Annotated in this window: 23 protein-coding genes and 1 tRNA gene; 10 read left to right on the top strand and 14 right to left on the bottom strand. The window is 67.0% G+C overall.

Translation table 11 applies throughout. The features are described 5' to 3' along the window. Positions 1–174 precede the first annotated feature (174 nt). Positions 175–2,451, top strand: a complete 2,277-nt coding sequence (locus OHB12_RS13960) for a polyribonucleotide nucleotidyltransferase (RefSeq protein ID WP_327119646.1) — start codon at positions 175–177, stop codon at positions 2,449–2,451. Positions 2,452–2,477: 26 nt separating this feature from the next. Next, positions 2,478–3,830 (top strand): M16 family metallopeptidase, encoded by a 1,353-nt coding sequence (locus OHB12_RS13955; protein WP_327119644.1) that lies wholly within the window; start codon positions 2,478–2,480, stop codon positions 3,828–3,830. 22 nt (positions 3,831–3,852) lie between these two features. On the opposite strand, the gene OHB12_RS13950 is transcribed toward OHB12_RS13955, so the two are convergent. Next, positions 3,853–3,987 (bottom strand): hypothetical protein, encoded by a 135-nt coding sequence (locus OHB12_RS13950; RefSeq protein ID WP_327119642.1) that lies wholly within the window; start codon positions 3,985–3,987, stop codon positions 3,853–3,855. A 19-nt stretch (positions 3,988–4,006) separates the two neighbouring features. Here OHB12_RS13950 and OHB12_RS13945 point away from each other — a divergent pair, with 19 nt between their 5' ends. Further along, the gene (locus OHB12_RS13945) at positions 4,007–4,423 is read left to right on the top strand and encodes a hypothetical protein (RefSeq protein ID WP_327119640.1); all 417 of its coding nucleotides are present in this window, start codon (positions 4,007–4,009) and stop codon (positions 4,421–4,423) included. Between the two features lie 29 nt (positions 4,424–4,452). Here OHB12_RS13945 and OHB12_RS13940 read toward each other — a convergent pair whose 3' ends face one another. Next, complete coding sequence (locus OHB12_RS13940) at positions 4,453–4,782, bottom strand: ArsR/SmtB family transcription factor (protein WP_327119638.1); 330 nt, start codon at positions 4,780–4,782, stop codon at positions 4,453–4,455. 93 nt (positions 4,783–4,875) lie between these two features. Between OHB12_RS13940 and OHB12_RS13935 the strand changes: the two genes are divergently transcribed. Further along, positions 4,876–6,096 (top strand): MFS transporter, encoded by a 1,221-nt coding sequence (locus OHB12_RS13935; protein WP_327119636.1) that lies wholly within the window; start codon positions 4,876–4,878, stop codon positions 6,094–6,096. 74 nt (positions 6,097–6,170) lie between these two features. Beyond that, positions 6,171–6,247, top strand: a tRNA-Gly gene (locus OHB12_RS13930). Positions 6,248–6,526: 279 nt separating this feature from the next. Here the strand turns inward: OHB12_RS13930 and OHB12_RS13925 are convergent. From OHB12_RS13925 to OHB12_RS13890, 8 genes are all read right to left on the bottom strand, one after another. Further along, a complete protein-coding gene (locus tag OHB12_RS13925) occupies positions 6,527–6,928 on the bottom strand; it encodes a DUF302 domain-containing protein (protein WP_327119634.1) in 402 nt (133 codons plus the stop codon). A gap of 85 nt (positions 6,929–7,013) precedes the next feature. Continuing rightward, the gene (locus OHB12_RS13920; RefSeq protein WP_327119632.1) at positions 7,014–7,742 is read right to left on the bottom strand and encodes an SDR family oxidoreductase; all 729 of its coding nucleotides are present in this window, start codon (positions 7,740–7,742) and stop codon (positions 7,014–7,016) included. 628 nt (positions 7,743–8,370) lie between these two features. Continuing rightward, positions 8,371–9,348 (bottom strand): porphobilinogen synthase, encoded by a 978-nt coding sequence (hemB, locus tag OHB12_RS13915; protein WP_327119630.1) that lies wholly within the window; start codon positions 9,346–9,348, stop codon positions 8,371–8,373. Continuing rightward, complete coding sequence (locus OHB12_RS13910) at positions 9,345–10,136, bottom strand: aspartate/glutamate racemase family protein (RefSeq protein WP_327119628.1); 792 nt, start codon at positions 10,134–10,136, stop codon at positions 9,345–9,347. Before OHB12_RS13910 ends, hemB begins: the two co-directional genes overlap by 4 nt. Before the next feature lies 1 nt (position 10,137). Then, complete coding sequence (locus OHB12_RS13905) at positions 10,138–11,286, bottom strand: FAD-dependent oxidoreductase (RefSeq protein ID WP_327119626.1); 1,149 nt, start codon at positions 11,284–11,286, stop codon at positions 10,138–10,140. Between the two features lie 76 nt (positions 11,287–11,362). Next, positions 11,363–12,082: a maleate cis-trans isomerase family protein gene (locus OHB12_RS13900; RefSeq protein WP_327119624.1), complete on the bottom strand. Its 720-nt coding sequence runs from the start codon at positions 12,080–12,082 to the stop codon at positions 11,363–11,365. Further along, complete coding sequence (locus OHB12_RS13895) at positions 12,079–12,378, bottom strand: hypothetical protein (RefSeq protein WP_327119622.1); 300 nt, start codon at positions 12,376–12,378, stop codon at positions 12,079–12,081. Before OHB12_RS13895 ends, OHB12_RS13900 begins: the two co-directional genes overlap by 4 nt. Before the next feature lie 44 nt (positions 12,379–12,422). Continuing rightward, on the bottom strand, positions 12,423–12,671 hold the full coding sequence (locus OHB12_RS13890; RefSeq protein WP_327119620.1) for a hypothetical protein: 249 nt from the start codon (positions 12,669–12,671) through the stop codon (positions 12,423–12,425). A gap of 238 nt (positions 12,672–12,909) precedes the next feature. Between OHB12_RS13890 and OHB12_RS13885 the strand changes: the two genes are divergently transcribed. Then, the gene (locus OHB12_RS13885; RefSeq protein ID WP_327119618.1) at positions 12,910–13,095 is read left to right on the top strand and encodes an imine reductase family protein; all 186 of its coding nucleotides are present in this window, start codon (positions 12,910–12,912) and stop codon (positions 13,093–13,095) included. 113 nt (positions 13,096–13,208) lie between these two features. Here the strand turns inward: OHB12_RS13885 and OHB12_RS13880 are convergent, their stop codons facing one another. Continuing rightward, complete coding sequence (locus tag OHB12_RS13880) at positions 13,209–13,595, bottom strand: ATP dependent DNA ligase (protein ID WP_327119616.1); 387 nt, start codon at positions 13,593–13,595, stop codon at positions 13,209–13,211. A gap of 72 nt (positions 13,596–13,667) precedes the next feature. Between OHB12_RS13880 and OHB12_RS13875 the strand changes: the two genes are divergently transcribed. Beyond that, entirely contained in the window at positions 13,668–14,063 is a 396-nt protein-coding gene (locus OHB12_RS13875; protein ID WP_327119614.1) for a hypothetical protein, read from the top strand. An 83-nt stretch (positions 14,064–14,146) separates the two neighbouring features. Here the strand turns inward: OHB12_RS13875 and OHB12_RS13870 are convergent, their stop codons facing one another. Beyond that, positions 14,147–14,455 carry a nitroreductase/quinone reductase family protein gene (locus OHB12_RS13870; RefSeq protein WP_327121096.1) on the bottom strand — a complete coding sequence of 103 codons (309 nt, stop codon included), beginning with the start codon at positions 14,453–14,455 and terminating at the stop codon, positions 14,147–14,149. 219 nt (positions 14,456–14,674) lie between these two features. On the opposite strand from OHB12_RS13870, the gene fabG reads away from it, so the two are divergent. Together fabG and OHB12_RS13860 are read left to right on the top strand one after the other, a co-directional pair. Further along, positions 14,675–15,436 (top strand): 3-oxoacyl-ACP reductase FabG, encoded by a 762-nt coding sequence (gene fabG, locus OHB12_RS13865; RefSeq protein ID WP_327119612.1) that lies wholly within the window; start codon positions 14,675–14,677, stop codon positions 15,434–15,436. Between the two features lie 13 nt (positions 15,437–15,449). Continuing rightward, positions 15,450–15,902: a MaoC family dehydratase gene (locus OHB12_RS13860; RefSeq protein ID WP_327119610.1), complete on the top strand. Its 453-nt coding sequence runs from the start codon at positions 15,450–15,452 to the stop codon at positions 15,900–15,902. A 106-nt stretch (positions 15,903–16,008) separates the two neighbouring features. Here the strand turns inward: OHB12_RS13860 and OHB12_RS13855 are convergent, their stop codons facing one another. Together OHB12_RS13855 and OHB12_RS13850 are read right to left on the bottom strand one after the other, a co-directional pair. Beyond that, positions 16,009–17,070, bottom strand: coding sequence for a phosphotransferase family protein (locus tag OHB12_RS13855; RefSeq protein WP_327119608.1), 1,062 nt, complete (start codon positions 17,068–17,070; stop codon positions 16,009–16,011). Positions 17,071–17,096: 26 nt separating this feature from the next. After that, positions 17,097–18,338, bottom strand: a complete 1,242-nt coding sequence (locus OHB12_RS13850) for an acyl-CoA dehydrogenase family protein (RefSeq protein WP_327119606.1) — start codon at positions 18,336–18,338, stop codon at positions 17,097–17,099. A 529-nt stretch (positions 18,339–18,867) separates the two neighbouring features. On the opposite strand from OHB12_RS13850, the gene OHB12_RS13845 reads away from it, so the two are divergent. Beyond that, positions 18,868–19,446, top strand: coding sequence for a TetR/AcrR family transcriptional regulator (locus OHB12_RS13845; RefSeq protein ID WP_442800091.1), 579 nt, complete (start codon positions 18,868–18,870; stop codon positions 19,444–19,446). Positions 19,447–19,515: the final 69 nt, after the last annotated feature.

Here is a 19,515-nt window from a genome sequence, read left to right as displayed (position 1 = left end):
GTCGGGCTTCGATCGATGACCGCCTCCGCGTCGCCGTGTCCAAGGGGATTCGGCCGGGTGTGCGCGTCGCAGCCAGGAGGGTTGCCGCGCGCCCGTACCCGGTACGGCTGACGACAGCCGGATCGCGCCCACAACGCGCTCGAGCCGGCGAAGACGAGAGGTTGAGAGAAGAGAATGACCGAAACAACTGAACGCAAGACATCGGCCATCGAGGTCGAGCCCGGCGTATTCGAATCCGTCGCATTGATCGACAACGGCAGCTTCGGCACCCGCACCGTCCGGTTCGAGACCGGACGCTTTGCCCGGCAGGCCGCCGGTTCGGTCGTCGCTTACCTGGACGACGAGACCATGCTGCTGTCGGCTACCACCGCCGGCAAGCATCCCAAAGACCAGTTCGACTTCTTCCCGCTGACGGTCGACGTCGAGGAGCGGATGTACGCGGCGGGCCGCATCCCCGGTTCGTTCTTCCGACGCGAGGGCCGTCCCTCCACCGACGCGATCCTGACCTGCCGCCTGATCGACCGGCCGCTGCGCCCGTCGTTCGTCGACGGCCTGCGCAACGAGATCCAGGTCGTGGTCACCGTGCTGAGCCTGGACCCGAACGACCTCTACGACGTGGTGGCGATCAACGCCGCGTCCGCGTCCACCCAGATCGCCGGTCTGCCGTTCTCCGGCCCGGTCGGCGGCGTGCGTGTCGCGCTGATCGACAGCCAGTGGGTGGCGTTCCCGACCGTCGAGCAGCTCGAGGGCGCCGTGTTCGACATGGTGGTCGCGGGCCGCGTGGTCGAGTCCGGTGACGTCGCCATCATGATGGTCGAGGCCGAGGCCACCGACAAGGTGATCGAGCTGGTCGAGGGTGGTGCGCAGGCGCCGACCGAGGCCGTCGTCGCCGAGGGCCTGGAGGCCGCCAAGCCGTTCATCGCCCGCCTGTGTCGCGCGCAGCAGGATCTCGCCGAGCTGGCGTCGAAGCCGACCGAAGAGTTCCCGCTGTTCCCGCCGTACGGCCAGGATGTGTACGAGGCCGTCGAAGGCACCGCCAAGCGTGAGCTGAGCGAGGCGCTTGGCATCGCGGGCAAGCAGGAACGCGAGGAGAAGATCGACGAGATCAAGCTCGCCGTGCTCGACCGGCTCGGCGACGACTTCGCCGGACGGGAGAAGGAGTTGGGCGCCGCGTTCCGCTCCGTCACGAAGAAGCTGGTGCGCCAGCGCATCCTGTCCGACGGCTTCCGCATCGACGGCCGTGGGCTCGCCGACATCCGTGCGCTGTCCGCCGAGGTCGCGGTCGTTCCGCGCGCCCACGGGTCGGCGCTGTTCGAGCGGGGCGAGACCCAGATCATGGGTGTCACCACCCTGGACATGGTGAAGATGGCCCAGCAGGTCGACTCGCTCGGCCCGGAGACCAGCAAGCGCTACATGCACCACTACAACTTCCCGCCGTTCTCCACCGGTGAGACCGGCCGAGTCGGTTCGCCCAAACGGCGCGAGATCGGGCACGGCGCGCTGGCCGAGCGCGCGCTGATCCCGGTGCTGCCCAGCCAGGAGGAGTTCCCGTACGCCATCCGGCAGGTCTCGGAGGCGCTGAGCTCCAACGGCTCCACCTCGATGGGCTCGGTGTGCGCCTCCACCCTGTCGCTGCTGAACGCCGGTGTGCCGCTGAAGGCGCCGGTCGCCGGGATCGCGATGGGCCTGGTGTCGGACACCATCACCAACGACAAGGGTGAGGACGAGGTCCGCTATGTCGCGCTGACCGACATCCTCGGCGCCGAGGATGCCTTCGGTGACATGGACTTCAAGGTCGCGGGCACCCGCGAGTTCGTCACCGCGCTGCAGCTGGACACCAAGCTGGACGGCATCCCCTCGCAGGTGCTGGCCGGTGCCCTGAGCCAGGCGCACGACGCGCGCACCACCATCCTGGACGTGATGGCCGAGGCCATCACCACCCCGGACGAGATGAGCCCGTACGCGCCGCGCGTCACCGCGATCAAGATCCCGGTCGACAAGATCGGTGAGGTGATCGGCCCCAAGGGCAAGGTGATCAACCAGATCACCGAGGACACCGGCGCCAATATCTCCATCGAGGACGACGGCACCGTGTTCGTCGGCGCGACCGACGGCCCGTCGGCGCAGGCCGCGATCGACGCGATCAACGCCATCGCCAACCCGCAGCTGCCGAAGGTCGGCGAGCGTTTCCTCGGCACGGTCGTCAAGACCACTGCCTTCGGCGCGTTCGTCTCGCTGCTGCCGGGCCGCGACGGCCTGGTGCACATCTCCAAGCTGGGCAACGGCAAGCGCGTCGCCAAGGTCGAGGACGTGGTGAACGTCGGCGACAAGCTGCGCGTGGAGATCGCCGACATCGACAACCGGGGCAAGATCTCCCTGGTTCCGGTCGACGAGAACGCCGAACAGCCGGCTGACGACGCGGCCGATGCGGGCGCCGCCGGGACCGAGTAGTACTTGTCTCTGTGACGAAGAAGAAGATGGCAACCCCTCTGCTCAACACCGGGCGGGGGGGTTCGTCACTGGAGCTGCGGGTGGAAAGCGATACCGGAGTGCGGCGTACCGTGCTGCCCGGCGGATTGCGCGTGGTCACCGAGTACCTGCCCGGGGTGCGCTCGGCCTCGATCGGCGTCTGGGTAGGGGTCGGTTCGCGCGACGAAGGCCCGACGGTCGCGGGCGCCGCGCATTTCCTGGAGCATCTGCTGTTCAAGGCGACGCCCACGCGGTCGGCACTGGACATCGCCGAGGCGATGGATGCGGTCGGTGGTGAACTCAACGCGTTCACCGCCAAGGAGCAGACGTGCTACTACGCGCACGTGCTCGACGAGGACCTGCCCTTGGCTGTCGACCTGGTGTCCGACGTGGTGCTGAATGGCCTGTGCCGGTCCGCGGACGTCGACGTCGAGCGTCAGGTGGTGCTCGAGGAGATCGCCATGCGCGACGACGACCCCGAGGACCTGGTCGGCGACGCGTTCCTCACCGCGCTGTTCGGCGACCACCCGATCGGGCGCCCGGTGATCGGCTCGATCGAATCCATCGAGGCCATGCGGGCCGCGCAGCTGCGGTCGTTCCACTTGCGGCGCTACCGGCCGGACCGGATGGTGGTCGCGGTCGCGGGCAACGTCGAGCACGATCACACGGTGGAGTTGGTGCACCGTGCTTTCGAGAATCGGGTCGACCTTTCGGCGACGCCCGCGCCACGGCGGGAGGGACGGTTCCGCCCGCACGGCACGCCGCAGCTGCACTGGAGCCACCGCGACAGCGAGCAGGCGCACCTGGCTTTCGGGGTGCGCGCCTTCGGACGGCACGAGGGGGATCAGCGCTGGCCGTTGTCGGTGCTCAACGCGGTAGTTGGTGGTGGGCTGAGTTCCCGTCTGTTCCAACGCATCCGGGAAGAACGCGGGCTCGCCTACTCGGTGTATTCGAGCGTCGACACATTCGCCGACACCGGTGCGTTCTCGGTCTACATCGGCTGCCAGCCAGAGAACCTCGGCCAGGTGGCGACGCTGGCGCGTGATGTGCTGGAGGAGGTGGCGGCCAACGGGATCAGCGACGCCGAGTGCGCGCGCGCCAAGGGTTCGCTGCGCGGCGGCCTGGTGCTCGGCCTGGAGGACTCCGCCTCACGGATGAATCGGCTCGGGCGCAGCGAACTCAGCTACGGCAACCATCGCAGCGTCTCCGAAACCCTTTCCCGCATCGACGCCGTCACCACCGAAGAAGTTTCCGCCATCGCGAGCACGCTGCTGTCCCGGCCCTTCGCCGCATCGGTCGCGGGGCCGTACAAGCGCATTCGTGACCTGCCCTCGACCGTTCGGCGGCTGGTGCCCAACTGATCCCGATACCGCTGCGGTGTGGTCACGTCGGCTGATCCAGGATCTCCGTGTCCAGCTTGGTGGAGAATCCGTTGCTGCGATACGGTTCGGCCGACCGGGGGTCGACATCCGCGTCGGTGTAGTGCTGAACTCGGTTGTCCAGGTACCGTTCCGGCAATCTGTGGCTAGGAGTCGAGATGAACCGAACGAATCGTGCCCTTCGCTCGCTGTGCGTGGGGTCGATGCTGATCCTCGTGCTGTCCGCGTGCGGCGGTGCGAGCGGGGGCACCACCGGCGGGCCGACTTCCGCCGCGCTGCGCGACGAAGCCTCGAAGATGACGGCCGCGCTGGCGAGCCACGATTACGCTGCCTCTTATCAGTTCCGCTCCGCGCGCTGCAAGCTCACGCTGAACGAGGACGATTACGCGGCGTCCATGGCGCAGCTCTACGACGGCAGGGACCTGAAGAACAAGCCGTCGGAGATCACCGTTACCACGTCGGGATCGACGGGGATGGTCACGATCAAGAATTTCGACGCCCGCGCCGGTGAGGACGATCCGAAGCCGCGGACCTGGACGTTCATCGACGGGCAGTGGCGGTTCGACAGCTGCTGAGCGCGGTTCCGCAGGCGAAGGCGACCGTATCACTCGCGCTGGGCGCGGTTAGCGGCTTCGACGATCGTGCGAACCAGCCCGGGCAGGGCGGATTCGAGGTCCTCGGTGCGCAGGCGCTGGCAGGTCTGGCCGTCGATGATCAGGCGCTCGATGACGCCGGCCTCGCGCAGGATCTTGAAGTGGTGGGTGGCGGTCGATTTGTTGATCACCTCATAGAGCGCTCCGCAGCGGACGGCCGTTCCCGCGTTGCTGAGCCGTCGTACCATCTCCAGGCGCACCGGGTCCTGGAGCGCGCCGAGCACCGTGGGCAGCGAGGCCACCGGCGGCGCGCCGAGTGCTGCCTCTTTAGCATTCGCCATGATCTAGCTCACTCCCAGGTTTGATGATCATCGTACTGGATGTATGGTCGATCGTGGTTCGACCGTTATCAAACTTACCTGATCGGAGTTTCGATGGCAGCGACAATGGCGGTGGCCGCCGAGGATGAGCAGATCGCACAACGGTGGGCCTACGCCTTGGTGCTGGCCGCGACCGGCGTGGCACTCGGAGTGTCGGGCGTGCCCGCACCGCTGTACGGCATCTACGAGATGCAGTGGCACCTCTCGCCGCTCACGACGACCATCGTGTTCGCCGTCTACGCGGTCGCCGCGCTGGGCGCGGTGCTGGTGTCCGGACGTATTTCCGACGTAGTCGGTCGAAAGCCGGTGCTGCTCGGCGCTTTCGTCACCATGGTGGTGGGGCTGGTGGTGTTCATGCTCGCCGACAGCGTCATGCTGCTGCTGCTCGCGCGTGCGCTGCATGGCGTCGCGGTCGGCTCGACCGTCGTCGCGGGCGCCGCCGCGCTGCTGGATCTGCGTCCGCATCGCGGCGAGCGGTCCGGGCAGCTCAGCGGCGTCGCGTTCAACGTGGGCATGGCCGTGGCGATTCTTGGCTCGGCGCTGCTCGCGCAGTACGCCCCGCATCCGCTGCGTACCCCCTACGTCGTGATCACCGTCGTCTGCCTGGCGATCGGCGTCGGCGTGCTCGCACTGCGCGAACCGCACTCGGCGCGGGTGGCCGATCGCATCCGGATCGCGAAACCGGCGGTGCCGCAGGAGATTCGCGGCGACTTCTGGTTCTCGGCGATCGGGGTGATGGCCGCCTGGTCGGTGCTCGGTGTGCTGCTGTCGCTGTACCCCTCGCTGGCCACCCAGCAAACCGGCATCCACAACCTGGTCTTCGGCGGAGCCGTCGTCGCCTCGACCGCGCTCTCCGCCGCCACCGCGCAGCTGTTCGCGACCGGGGTGCCCGCACGGTGGGCCGCGATCATCGGCGACACCGGCATGGCGCTGGCGCTGCTGCTGACCGTGCCGGCGCTCGCGACACACAACTGGGTCGCGGTGCTCGGCGCGGGTGTCGCGCTCGGAGCGACCTTCGGACTCGGCTTCGGCGGTTCGCTACGCCACCTGTCGGAAGTTGTGCCACAACACAAGCGGGGCGAAACGATGTCGGCGTACTACCTCCTGGCCTACTCGGCCATGGCGCTGCCCACCATCCTGGCCGGTTGGGCAGCCACCACCTGGGGCCTGAGCACCGTCTTCCCGTGGTTCATCGGGGTCGTCGCCCTGGCCTGCTTGTTCGCGGCCGGACTCGGAGTGCGCCGCAACCGAGTGGCGGCCCGGCAGACGGACTGAGCGGCGATTGGCATTTGCCCCCGGGTGTCCGCTAATGTTCTATATCGCATCCCGGATAAAGCCGCGATGCGAATGCGGATGTGGCGCAGCTGGCTAGCGCATCACCTTGCCAAGGTGAGGGTCGCGGGTTCGAATCCCGTCATCCGCTCCACGAAGACCTGGTCACAGCCACTGAATGGACATACAGCGTGGCGGCGGTGTCACCGTCCGAAATCGACTCGAGTGTCTTGGCGAACTGGCCGGGCTGGGCTCCGACCGTACCGACGATCTCATCGTGGACTCGTGGCTTCTCCGCCGTGAACTGGTTCCGAGCGGGTAAACGATGCGCGCGCCGGGGATCTAGATCGGGTTTCGGCGCAGTGTTGGTGGCGCCCTGGTCGCTGTCATCGGCTGGATCGGCGTCGGCCGATCAGGTGAATCCTGCTGTGCGTCAACGGTCGCGGAGGGAATCGATTGCTGTGCGGAGTTTGGTGGTGGCCTCGGTGGCGATGGGCTCGAGTGCGGGCTCGCCGGTGACCTGGACCATCAGTTCGGGGTTCATCGCTTCGATGATGATGGTGTTGTCGGTCGCGGCGTCTCGGCGGACGATCACGTTGCAGGGCAGCAGCAGCCCGATCTGACGGTTCACGCCGACCGCGCGGTGGGCCAATGAGGGGTCGCAGGCGCCGAGGATGCGGTAGTCCTCCATGTCCTCGCCGAGTTTGGTCTTCAACGTCGATTTCATATCGATGTCGGTGAGCACGCCGAATCCCTGGTCGGACAGTGCTGCACGGGTTCGTTCGACGGCGTCGTCGAAGCTGGTGTGGAGTGTGGTCGATAGGGCCAGGTTCATGGTGCGGTCCGCTTTCTGTTGGTTCGGCTGTGGCGAGACGTCATGTTCGTGGCGTCGAGCAACTGGTGGAGATCCCAGGAGGGGATCAGACGATGCCGCCGTTGGCGCGGATGACCTGTCCGTTGATCCAGCGGCTCGGGCCAGCCAGGAATGCGACGACTTCGGCGATGTCGTCGGGTGTGCCGAGGCGTTCGAGCGGCGGTTGTGCGGCCATGCGGGCGATGGTTTGTTCGTCCTTACCGTCGAAGAACAGGGCAGTGGCCGTCGGGCCGGGGGCTACTGCGTTGACGGTGATGTCGCGGCCGCGTAGTTCCCGGGCCAGGATGCGGGTGACGGCTTCGACGGCTGCTTTGGTGGCGGCGTAGGCGGCGTAGCCAGGCAGTGCCAGGCCGAGCACCGAGGTGGAGAAATTGATGATCGCGCCACCGGATCGGACCCGGCGGGCGGCCTGCTGGTCGACGACGAAGGTGCCGCGAATATTGGTGCGGTGCATCCGATCCATGGCGTTCAGGCCCAGGTCCGCGACCGGTGCGAGAGTCATCGTTCCGGCCGCGTTGACTACGACGTCGACGCCGCCGAACTGCTGCTCGGCAGTGTCGAACAGGGCGGTGACGGCGGCTTCGTCGGCGACGTCGGCACGGACCGCGACGGCCTGGCCGCCTGCCGTGGTGATGTCCGTGACCGCGGCGTCGGCCTCGGCGGTATCGGCGGCGTAGGCGATGACGACCGCCATACCGTCGGCGGCCAGCCGCTCGGCGCTGCGCCGTCCGATGCCCCGCGATCCGCCGGTCACAATGGCTACTCGGGTGCTCATGTTCTCGGTCCCTTCGGAAGTGGGTATTCCTGCTGGACACAATTCCGGTTGTGACAGGCGGGAGCCGGAGAAGTCGCCATGCTCGCCGGGATATCCACCGACTGCTACATCGAAACCGAACAAGGCCGCGGCGGACTCTGCCGCAGACCATCGAGCTGACACTGATCGAACGCTCGCTGTGACCTGAGAGAGCAGCGTCGGAGGTGACGTCGAGGCCCGAGTTCGCAGCGGCGGTCGGCGTCGGCGGCGGGTGAGCCGTCCCGCCGTTTGGATGCGGCTTCGTGGGTATCCGTTTCGGTGAGTCTCGAGCGAGAGGAGATGAGCACGATGATGACCTTGGATCAGATGATGGCGATGGCACGCGACTGGTTGAATCAAATGTTTCCCGGCATGCCGATGATGATGTGATCACCCACCGCGGAACGCCTGCAACACGGCTGCGCTGACACCGAGGGTGATCGGGCTCCAGCGGTCCCTTGGTCCTTTCGAACCTCGACACGACATTGGGCCGGGCCGCAGGTGAAGCACGGCCTTCACCGTATCCGCGGGGAGGACAGCGAATTCCTGCGCGTAGTCGAGTCCGAAGAAAGCCCCAGCCACGTCGTTACACGCTTACCCTGCTCGGCAGCTATCCAGGTAGCCGCTGTGCGACCTCGGTGGCCCAGTAGGTGATGACGATCCGCGCCCCGGCCCGGCGGATCGCGGTCAGACTCTCCTCGATGGCCCGCTCACGCTGCAGCATCCCTTGCTGCGCTGCGGCCTCGATTGCGGCGTACTCACCCGAGACCTGGTAGGCGGCGACTGGCACATCCACCGTGTCGGCCACCCTGCGCACCACGTCGAGGTAGAGTCCGGCGGGTTTGACCATGACCAGATCGGCGCCCTCCTCGACGTCGAGCAGCACCTCGCGCAGCGCCTCGCGGAGGTTGGCCGGGTCCTGTTGATGGGTGGATCTGGTGCCGACCAACGAGGATTCGACGGCCGTGCGGAAGGGCCCATAGAACGCGGAGTCGTATTTCGCCGCGTAGGCGAGAATGGGTACCCGCTCATACCCGGCGGCGTCGAGTCCGGCGCGGATGGCGGCGACTTGGCCATCCATCATGCCGCTCGGCGCTACCAGGTGGGCTCCGGCTCCGGCCTGCGCCAGCGCGACCCGAGTGTAGGCGCGCAGCGTGGCGTCGTTGTCTACGTCGCCGTCGGCTCCGAGGAGGCCGACATGTCCGTGATCGGTGTATTCATCGAGATTGATATCGCCGATCACCACAGTCGCGTCGCCCACCTCGGCCGCGACGTCGGCGATCGCGAGCTGGGCGATGCCGTGCTCGTCCCAGGCGCCGCGCCCGTCGGGATGCTTGGCCTCGGGGATACCGAAGATCATGATTCCGCCCACCCCCGCCTGTGCGGCGGTCGCGGCCGCCTTGCGCAGGCTCTCGCGCGTGTGCTGGAGCTGGCCGGGCATCGCGGGGATGGGCCGAGGCTCCTCGATGCCCTCGCGCACGAACAGGGGCTGGACCAGCTCTGACGGGTGTAGCCGGTGCTCGGCCACCAGCGCGCGTAACGCGGCGGTACGGCGCAGCCGCCGCGGTCGGACTGCGGGGAAGTTCATGACCTGGCCTCCAGTATGCGTTCGACGTGCTCGACGACGGCCCGGGACGGCTGCCGGTACCAGTACCCGGTTTCGGTCTTGGCGGTAATGCCGAGATGGCGCAGGCCAACCAGGTACTCGGCGGTCTTGACCGCCAGCCCGCCGGGGTCGATGACCGGCAGCCCGCACAGCTCCCGGATCTCCAGGTGGACGAGGATCTCGTTGGGTATCCCTTCGGCGGGCACCAACCACTGCGCACCCGCCTTCGCCGCCCGCTCGGCGGCAGCTCGGTACGCTCGCACGAACGGCTCGAAATCCTCGGCCAGCGCGCGGGAGACGACGACTGCACCGTCGTCGATCACCTGGTAGGACGCCAAGGTAGCGCCGGAGGAGGCGATGTTGTCGGTGATCGGCTCGGCCAGATGGGGAATGAAGCCGAGCACGCCGAGCCGGTGACGCTCCTGCCGAGCAGCCTGCCAGGTGGCGTCTCCGTACCCGATCACGGGGATGGTGGCGCGGACGCGCGCGGCGGCGAGCCCGGGATCCTGGCCGGCACCGCTGATCCACGCGGCGCAGCCGTCGCGTTCGGCGGACACGGCCGTGCGCGCGAAGTAGTCGCCGAACAGCAGCCCGATCGACCCGAAGCCGACCAGCTCCTCAGGCAGCTCAGTCGGATAGGTCAGCGGCGGAAGGGTGTGGATCTCGACCGTGGTGTCGGGCCCCGACACCTTGGTCAGATGCTCGGCGTAGAGCTTGTCGAGCAGCGGCGAGCGCCCCTCGACGGCGTGTTTCTGGAACCGAATTCGCATGTCAGGTGTGCCTTATCGCAAGGGGGACGGTGTCGAGCATGGAGGCTCTGGCCAGGTAGGCCCTGGTGGCTTCGCCGTCGGCGGCGATGGCCCTCAACGTGGCGACCGCGGCGGGCAGTCGGGCGGGCTCGCCGTCCTGCACGCCCGCGACCCTTGCCTCGCTGGTCGGGACGACATGGTCGATCAGGACCGCGCGACGGCGCCGGGACCAGCTTTCCAAGGAGGCCGGTGACGTGGGCCCCGCGAGCACACCGGCGAGTGTCCTGCCGAGGTCGACCGCGTCGTGGATACCGGCGTTCATGTTGAGTCCGCCAGCGGTGGAAGTGATGTGCGCGGCGTCGCCGACGAACAGCACCCGGCCGTGGCAGAAGGTGTCCAGCACCCCGCTGGCCAGGGTGTAGCGATGCGCGTCGATGACGTTCAGGTCACTCAATTCCAGTCCGGCTACGCGCTGTGGCATCGGCTCGTCGCGCGCCAGCCGGAGGATGATCCGCCAGTGGTCGGGCAACCGCAACAGGCTGCACGACTGGATGAGGTCGCGGATGTAGGTCACCGGCGCCAGTCCTGGAAGCAGTTCATCGAGTGGTGAACGGGTGAAGATCCGTAGCACGTGCGTCGGGTAGACGGACTGCGGTAATGACAGACCGAGCGAGGTTCTGACGGTGCTGTGTGCGCCGTCTGCCGCGACAAGATACTGCGCCTGTTCCCAGCTGCTCGCGGTTCTGGCTCGTACGGCCGAGCCTGTGTCGGTTACGGTTTCGATCGGAGCACCGAACCGGACAACCGCCTCCGGATGTGCTTCGAGAGCGCCGAGCAATAGCCGGGTCAGCACCGCCTGCTCCGCGTGCAGCCGGAAGGGATGCCCGGTCAGGCCGTCCAGTGCGGCCATCGTCATCTCGGCCAGCACGGTTCCGGACAGGTCGCGCCACTGCATGCGGTCCACGACCATGCCGTGCGCCACCAGCTCCGCGGCTACCTCCAGCTCGTCGAGAAGGTCGAGCGTAGCCGGGTGAATGGTGGCGGCGCGCGAGCTCGTGACCAGCCCCGGCTCGCGCTCCAGCACCAGCACCGACACCCCGGCCTTGGCCAGGGTCAGTGCCGCGATCAACCCGACCGGCCCGGCCCCTGCCACCATGACGTCGGCGGTCATGCCTCCGCCTCGCTGGCGCTCGGCTCCGTCATGACCGAGAACTCGGCTGTGTCCATAGCTCGCTCGCTGCGCTCGCTCATGTCGCGACCTGCTCGACCTGCGCCGCGTGCTCGGCGCCGCCGAGGGTGACGGGCAGGCCCGTGCTGGTCAGGGCCCACCAGGCGCCGCACAGGTTGGAGGTCAGGATGACTCGCGCGTTACCCGCCGTGAGCCGGCCGATCGCGTGCAGTGTCGGCATGCCGGTGCCGGTCAGCAACAGCACCCCGTCCTGCGCCACCCCGGCTTGCTCGATCTGCGCGACGAGCTGATCCGTGGTCACCTCGTAGGGGGCGAAGCGCTGGCCGGCCTTCACCGCCACCACCTGGGCGATCCGCACGCCCGCCGCCGTCCAGAATCGGTCGGCGTGGATGGTCAGCCACGGCTGGTACGGCGAGATCAGCGTGATCGTCTCGGTGTCGAGGTGTGCCAAAGCCTGCCTGGTGGCCTCGGTAGCGGAGGCGACGGGTAGCCCGAACTCCGCGCTCAGCTCGGCACAGCGGCGGCGGTCCTCGACCGGGCCCAGCAGATAGCGTGCGCCGCTGCAGGCCATGACCAGCGCGTCGAGCGGAAGTCCGCCGAAAGAGCGGATCATGCCGGGCAGCGCACCGTTGTAGGCGTTCAGGCGCTCGGACAACGAAAGGCAGGGCTGTACGGGGAAGCGGGTGACGTGGAGGTCCGCATGCGCGCCAAGAAGGCGTGCGAACTCCGGTTCCACGGCCGGGTTGGCCGGCGGTACCACGACACCCACCCTGGTCACGGGTTGCCTCCCGAGGGGTCGAGTGCGAAGAGCACGCGGAGCGCGTCGATGAGGGCGGCGTCGCGGGCCAACCGGGATCCGAGATCACCGAAGAGGCCATCCACCACCCGCTGGATGGCACGAGAAACCTCGTCGCGGGCGCGGGCGTCGAGCCCGGGCGCGCGGCCGTCCAGGCGTCGCAACTCCGCCTCGGACACGGCCGCCACCCAATTCCGCAGCGCCGCCAGCGTTGCCGGGGCGCCCCAGACCACAGGCTGGTCAGGGGCGGCGCTCGCGCCCGGCTCGAACGACCTCATCCGGGTGCTCCGTGCTGCGGCAGTAGGAGATAGCAACGCCGTGCTCATCGGCAGCCCAGCCATGCGGTGTGGATTGCCGCTTCTCGGCGGGCACTGTCATACGGCACCGGCCCGGCGGTGTCCTCGCCGCGCACGTCGTTGTCGCGAACCGCGTCGTCCGCCGTGGCCGCGAACTCGTCCTGCTGCTGCCGGGTCGACCTCGCGCTGGGCGCGATCGTGACGGGGAGACTCGGCTGTCTCCTGGGGTGGCTCGCTACGGGTTGGTAAGACCGACGGGGCACTTCATCGAGCATGCGGCGCTCCTGCAGATGTTCAGCGCTGGTCAGCGGGGTGCTGCTCAGACGTTCCAGGCGACCAGCGGACCCCGGTACCGGATGGACCGGAATGCCGAACTTTGTCGAGCGGTTGTCAGCAGAGATTCAGCTGTATCGCCACAACAAGGATCGGGCTCCGTCGGCGGTCGGACGCAGTAGGGAAATCCCTATATCTCCATAGGAACCCGGGGCGGTGTTCCGACCCCTCTGAAGGTCGATGCTCCAGCATCGCCGGCGGAGTCAGCTGTATTACCAGGCTGTCCTCGCGATATTCCTTTCCGGGCTGCTCGCGTTCGAGCAAGCGCTCGCCATGATCGACCGCTCTGGCGAACCGATCGAGCGGGTCGGTGTGCCGGTATCGACCTTCCAGCTGCTTCGAGGTGAAGTGCGATCACCGGCATGAGCAGAAGGTCGTGTTAGACGACAACCCCAAACCGGGCACACGAACTCGGCCGCGCCCGCACCGGTCCATACCTGCGGCTGTCGAACTACGTTGCCAACCTGCGTTGTATCGGTTCAGGCGAGGACGACCTGGCCTTCCCCGGCAGCGACCGGCTCACCGATGAACTCGCCGTGCGCGGCGGCGCGGACGTGGTCGCCACCGCACTGCGCGCCCACCTCGACGTCGGCGCGAATCAGGTTGCGATCCAGGTTCTTTCGGCGAACAGCGACATCCTGCCACGCTGCGAGCGCTGGCCGAGCGGATCTGAAACGACCCAGCGGGGTTCCTACCGTCGAGTTCGATCCGACGGGCCAAGACAAAGCCCCGACTTCACTTGGCGTCTTGTCTGGGCGAAGCCCCCGCCGGGATGGATGTCGAAATCGGCCGTCGCCGGTCAGTTCGGCAAACGAAACTCCGCCCACGACCTGTGGTTCGAGCCAGATGGCATCCTTCGCAATCAACAGTCGAATGTGCTCGCAATCCGGTGGTGGAAGCGAGCATTGGGCTCACTTGCTTCGGATAAGGTCCGTCCGGTGATAAATAAGCGAATCAATGGAACCCTTCTGCTGGCCGCGTCCGCCGCGCTTGTCGCGTTCGGCCCGATTACCGCGCCGGCGAGCGCGCAAGCACCGCTGCAGGTTCCTGAGGTCACCTTCGCCGGCACCGCGCCGGGAACCGTGACCGCGACCCTGCACAACCCTAACGGCACCGGCCGGTGCTGGGCGGAAGCCGGTGTCGGCCCTGAGAACAACCACCGCTTCTTCGGCAACAGTGCCCCGGAGTCGATGGCAGGCCCCGGCCAGACCGTGACCACAACACTGGAAGGGCTCGAACCGGGCACGACCATCAGCGCCCGAGGCGGCTGTTTCGACGACACCTCCACTGGCGGGATGCCGTTCACCGAGCCGGTGACGGTTACCGTCCCCTGATATGCACCCGCGGCGGCCGACGCCCGTCGCGGCACGGTTCGGCCGAGCCCCGCGGGCTCGGCCGAACCACGGCGAGGTAAGGGTTACGCGCCTTCGCCCGGCGGAACCGAGGGCAATCGGCACCCCGGTGCGGCGGCTTCTTTGTGCAGGTTGAGCACCCAATTCACCGTTCCGTAGGACGCCACCAGGTATCGCCGACCGTCTTGTTCGAACACTGCCAGCGGCGTCTCGATCGCGCGGCCGGTGCGCCGTCCTGGCACCGTGAGGACACGGAAGGTCCATATCGGCAGTCCAGCGCGTATCACGGTCCGCATCCACGCGTTGGACGCCCTGACTCCCCACCGTGCTCGATACGGCTTGGCCATGAACTCGAGCGTCCGCCTGCCCGTCATCGAAGGCAAGGGGGCGTAATCTTCGCGACTGCCACTCCGAGCTGACTCGACTGGTTACGGACGGCTTGGTACGGCGACTGATCGGTGAACAGCTGCCGCTGGACGAGGCGGCTTCCGGACCGCAACGGCTCGCCGATGGCAAGACCGTCGGGCGCCTGGTCTTGCTGCCTGACTATCTGAACCGTCCGAGGGACTCGACCCGAACAGGAGAGAAGAGTTATGAGCACAGCAATAACCCGTACCGCCATCGTCACCGGCGCCGCTCGCGGCATCGGTGCCACGACCGCCCGGCGTTTGGCGATGGACGGATTCGCCGTCGCCGTTGTAGATCTGGACGAATCGGCATGCCAATCCGTAGTGGACGAGATCGAATCCGCCGGCGGACAGGCGATCGCGGTCGGTGCCGACGTCTCCGACGAACAGGCCGTGACGACCGCCGTAGAGCGGATCGCCACCGAACTGGGCAGGCCGACTGTGCTGGTGAACAACGCCGGTATCCTCCGGGACAACCTGCTTTTCAAGATGACAGTCGCCGACTGGGACGCCGTCATGAACGTGCATCTGCGGGGTTCATTCTTGATGAGCCGTGCCGCGCAGAAGTACATGACGGAGGCCAAGTGGGGGCGGATCGTCAACTTGTCCAGCACTTCGGCGCTCGGCAACCGCGGCCAGGCCAACTACGCCGCGGCCAAGGCGGGCCTGCAGGGCTTCACCAAGACGCTCGCGATCGAGCTGGGCAAGTTCGGGGTGACCGTGAACGCGATCGCACCCGGATTCATCGAGACCGATATGACCGCCGCGACCGCCGAACGGATGGGTGTGTCGTTCGAGGAGTTCCGCGATGCCTTGGTGGCGCAGATCCCGGTGGGCCGCTCCGGCAAACCGGAGGACGTCGCGAACGCCGTGTCGTTCTTCGTCGGCGATGGCGCTGGGTTCGTGTCCGGGCAGGTGCTCTACGTCGCCGGTGGGCCGACGAACTGAGGAAGGGCGAAACATGAAAGTGTTCAACGGAATTGCCGAACTCGAGCAGGCCATCGGCACCCATCTCGGCCACAGCGACTGGTACCCGGTGACACAGCAGCAGGTCGATCTGTTCGCCGAGGCTACCGGTGACCGTCAGTGGATCCACGTGGACCCGGAGCGAGCCGCGCGGGGCCCGTTCGGCACCACCATCGCGCACGGCTATCTGACATTGTCGCTGCTGCCACTACTGGTGTCGCAGGTCTATCGAGTCGACGGTCTGAAGATGGGGATCAACTACGGCTGCAACAAGGTTCGTTTCCCGTCCCCGGTACCGGTGGGCAGCCGGGTGCGGGCCGGTGTCGAGTTGGTGGAGCTGAAGCACACCAGCGCGGGGGCTCAGGTGACAGCTCGGGTGACCATCGAACGTGACGGTGGCGACAAACCGGCCTGTGTCGCCGAAGCACTGTCCGTGCTGGTGCCCTGATCGCCTGACGAAAATTGCTGGAGGGCTGAACATTCCGATCCGTTCGGCCCTCCGGCCGGTGCTGTCCGTGCGGGGTTCGGGTGTGCCGAGGGAAGCGAACTCCGGGTCAGAGACCGGCCTCGGTCGCGACGCGGTCGGCGGTATCGATGAGGCCTTCGACGAGTTCACGGGTCGGGGTGCCTGCGGCAGCTCGATTGCGGGGATCGTCGAGGGCTCGCCGGAATACGCCCTCGGCGATGATCGCGAGCTTCCACAGTCCCAGCGCATGCCAGAACCCCAACGCTCGCCGATCGCGCCCGGTGATGGTGAGATACTCCTCGATCAACTCCTCGCGGACGGGGAAGCCGGGCAGGGTACAGATTTCAAGGCCCGCGATGGTCGGTTCGCCGACGGTCGGCCAGTAGGCCAGGAGGCTGCCGATGTCGGCGAGCGGATCGCCGAGAGTGCACAGTTCCCAGTCGAGCACCGCCGCGATGTCACTGGTAGCAGGCGCGACGATGACGTTGCGCAGGTTGAAATCGCCGTGTACAAGGGTGAGTTCTCGCTGTTCGGGAACGGCGGCCAGCAGGCGTTCGGTCAACCGGTCCAGCGGCGGCAGCTGGCGGGTCTTGGACCTCTTCCACTGATCGGACCAGCGCTTCAGCTGACGCCGGGCGTACGGCTTGTGGCTGGCCAGGTCGATCAGACCCGTGGCCGCCAGGTCGACGGCGTGGATGCGGGCCAGCGTGCGCACCAAGGCGATGGCGGTAGTGCGACGCTGCTCAGCGGTCAGCTGGACGGCGCTGTCCATTCGATCGACTACCAAGCCGTCGACGTACTCCATCAACACCAATGCTGTCTCGCCCTCGTGCCGCACATCGAGGATCCGGGGGACGGGGACGTTGGTGGGTTCCAGTGCGGACACGATTCGCGCCTCGCGAGCTACATCGTGCGCGGACGCCAGTAGGTGCCCCAAAGGCGGGCGCCGCAGGATCCAGCGTCGCTCGTCGGCATCGGTGAGCAGAAAGGTCAGGTTGGACTGTCCGATGCCGATCCGGGCAGCCTGAACCGGCGAGGTGCAGGCTATGTCCAGCGCCGACAACCAGGCGGTGATTTCGGCATCGTCGATGTCGAAGGCCGACGAATCCTCGGTGGGACGAATGAGTGCCGTCCCGCTGTTGTGTTGCATTCGCTACTCCCGCCGCAGGTGTCCCGTTAGGAGCCGAGGGTGGCCGATGTGTCCGCCTCGGCGCGGACCTTTCCCAGCTCGGCTCGAGCGATGGAACGTTTGTGCACCTCATCGGGCCCGTCGGCGAGACGCAGCGTGCGCAGGTGCGCGTACATGCCGGCCAAGGGGAAATCGTTGGTGACGCCGCCGCCGCCGTGCACCTGGATGGCGCGGTCCACGATCTGCAGGGCCATGGTGGGCGCCGCCACCTTGATCGCGGCAATCTCGACTCGCGCCGCCTTGTTGCCGACAGTGTCCATCATCCATGCGGCCTTCAGCGTCAGCAGCCGGGTCTGCTCGATCGCGATGCGTGCCTCGGCGATCCAGTCCTGGATGTTGGCGCGCTCACTCAACTTCTGTCCGAACGTGTTTCGTGAATCGGCGCGAGTGCACATCAGTTCCAGGGCGCGTTCGGCCATGCCGATGGCGCGCATACAGTGGTGGATGCGGCCGGGGCCAAGCCGGGCCTGGCTGATGGCGAAGCCTTCGCCCTCGCCCTTCAGCACATCGGTCGCAGGTACGCGCACGTCGGCGAAGACGATCTCCGCGTGGCCCTCGCGATCCGCGTACCCGAACACCGGAAGGTTGCGGACCACTCTGACCCCCGGAGCGTCGATGGGCACGACCATCATCGACTGCTGGCGATGCTTCGGGCCGTCCGGATCGGTCTTGCCCATGACGATGAGCACCTTGCAGTTCTGGTGCATCGCATTGGACGCGAACCACTTTCGGCCGTTGAGCACATAGTGGTCGCCGTCGCGTTCCATGCGCAGTTCGATGTTGGTGGCGTCCGAGCTGGCCACTGCCGGTTCGGTCATCGCGAAAGCCGAGCGGATGGTGCCGGCCAGCAGCGGCTCGAGCCAGCGCTCCTTGTGTTCCTGCGAGCCGAAGAGGGTGAAGACCTCCATATTGCCGGTGTCGGGAGCGTTGCAGTTACATGCCTCCGGGGCAAGGTGGGGGCTGCGACCCATGATCTCGGCCAGCGGAGCGTACTCCAGATTGCTCAGTCCCGGACCCCATTCCAGGTGCGGGTGGAAGAGGTTCCACAGCCCGCGGCGGCGTGCCTCGACCTTGAGATCCTCGAGAATCCGCGGATGGTGATGCGGATTGCCGGACGCGGCCATCTGCTCCTCGTAGACCGATTCGGCGGGGTACACGCACTCGGACATGAAGGCGAGCAGCTCCCGCTGGTACTGCCGTGAGCGTTCGGACGAGGTGAACGGATCCATGGGACCTCCGATGGTCGGGGCGTGGGCGTGCTGCTCGCTGTGGGCGACGGCGCGGCGTTGTGTAACTGCTGGCAGGGCTGCCCAACGCTGACTCCGGCGTTCGTGATCCTGCATCAGGACTGCTTGGTTCCGGGTGCGCCGGGCACTGCCACCTCGCTGGTCATGGGCCATCGCTTCCGCTGCATACCGCCGCATAGGCCGGGCCGATCGTATTCGAATTTGACGTCATATTCAACTATCGTCGGTGGGCAGGTTTGTGACACGCTGCGGGCCGGTGTGAAAGCGACGCACTGGGCGGCGATGCCCCCGAGCCGTGTGGCAATGTGAGAATCGAATCCATTGGCTGTTCGGCTCCTGACCGAGCAGTGGAGTGCGGTCTCCGTCCGGCGCTGTCCGGCGGGGTAGCTCTGCAGCGCTGTTACGATCCCCGGAATCAGCATGTGATCCGACGACAGTGAGTGAGACGTTGAGCGCCCAGGACGTTGCCGAGGGGGACGCCGGCCGCGGGGCTCCGCGCAGCAAACGCGGGATGCGGACCCGTAGCGCCTTGGTGGCAGCGGCTCGGGAGGTGTTCGAGCGGGACGGGTACCTGGACGCCAGGATCAGTGACATCTCCAAAGCCGCCGGGGTGGCATCGGGGTCTTTCTACACCTACTTCGACAGCAAGGACGAGATCTTCGCCGCCGTCGTCGAACAGGTGCGCGAGGAGATGCTGCACCCGCATGTGCGGCAGCGGACCGGAATCGACGATCCGCGGCAGTTGATCGCTGCGGCCAATCGCGAATACCTGCTGTCCTATCGTCGCAACGCACGCCTCATGGCTCTGCTCGAACAGGTGTCGCAGATCGACGAGAAATTTCAGGCGATGCGGTACGAGCGCGCGATGGCGTTCGGTGAACGCAATACCGCGATGATCCGCGAGCTGCAGGAGCGTGGCGAGGTGGATCCGGAACTCGATCCATGGGTAACCGCGCTCGCGCTGTCGAACATGGTCAGCCGGATGGCGTACACGGTGTTCGTGCAGCGGGAGAAGATCACTTTCGAGCAGCTGGTCGACACCCTGAATCGACTCTGGTGGAATGCGCTTCGACTGGACCCAGCCGGCTGATCGCTCGACACCTCGGGTCGACCTCGTCCGAAAACCTGAGATTTCCGTGCGGCACAGAGTGGTGCCTGG

It is taken from the genome of Nocardia sp. NBC_01730 (assembly GCF_035920445.1).
Taxonomy (GTDB): domain Bacteria; phylum Actinomycetota; class Actinomycetes; order Mycobacteriales; family Mycobacteriaceae; genus Nocardia.
The sequence above is the reverse complement of the archived record's forward strand: the minus strand, read 5'-3'. Positions and strand labels throughout refer to the sequence as shown.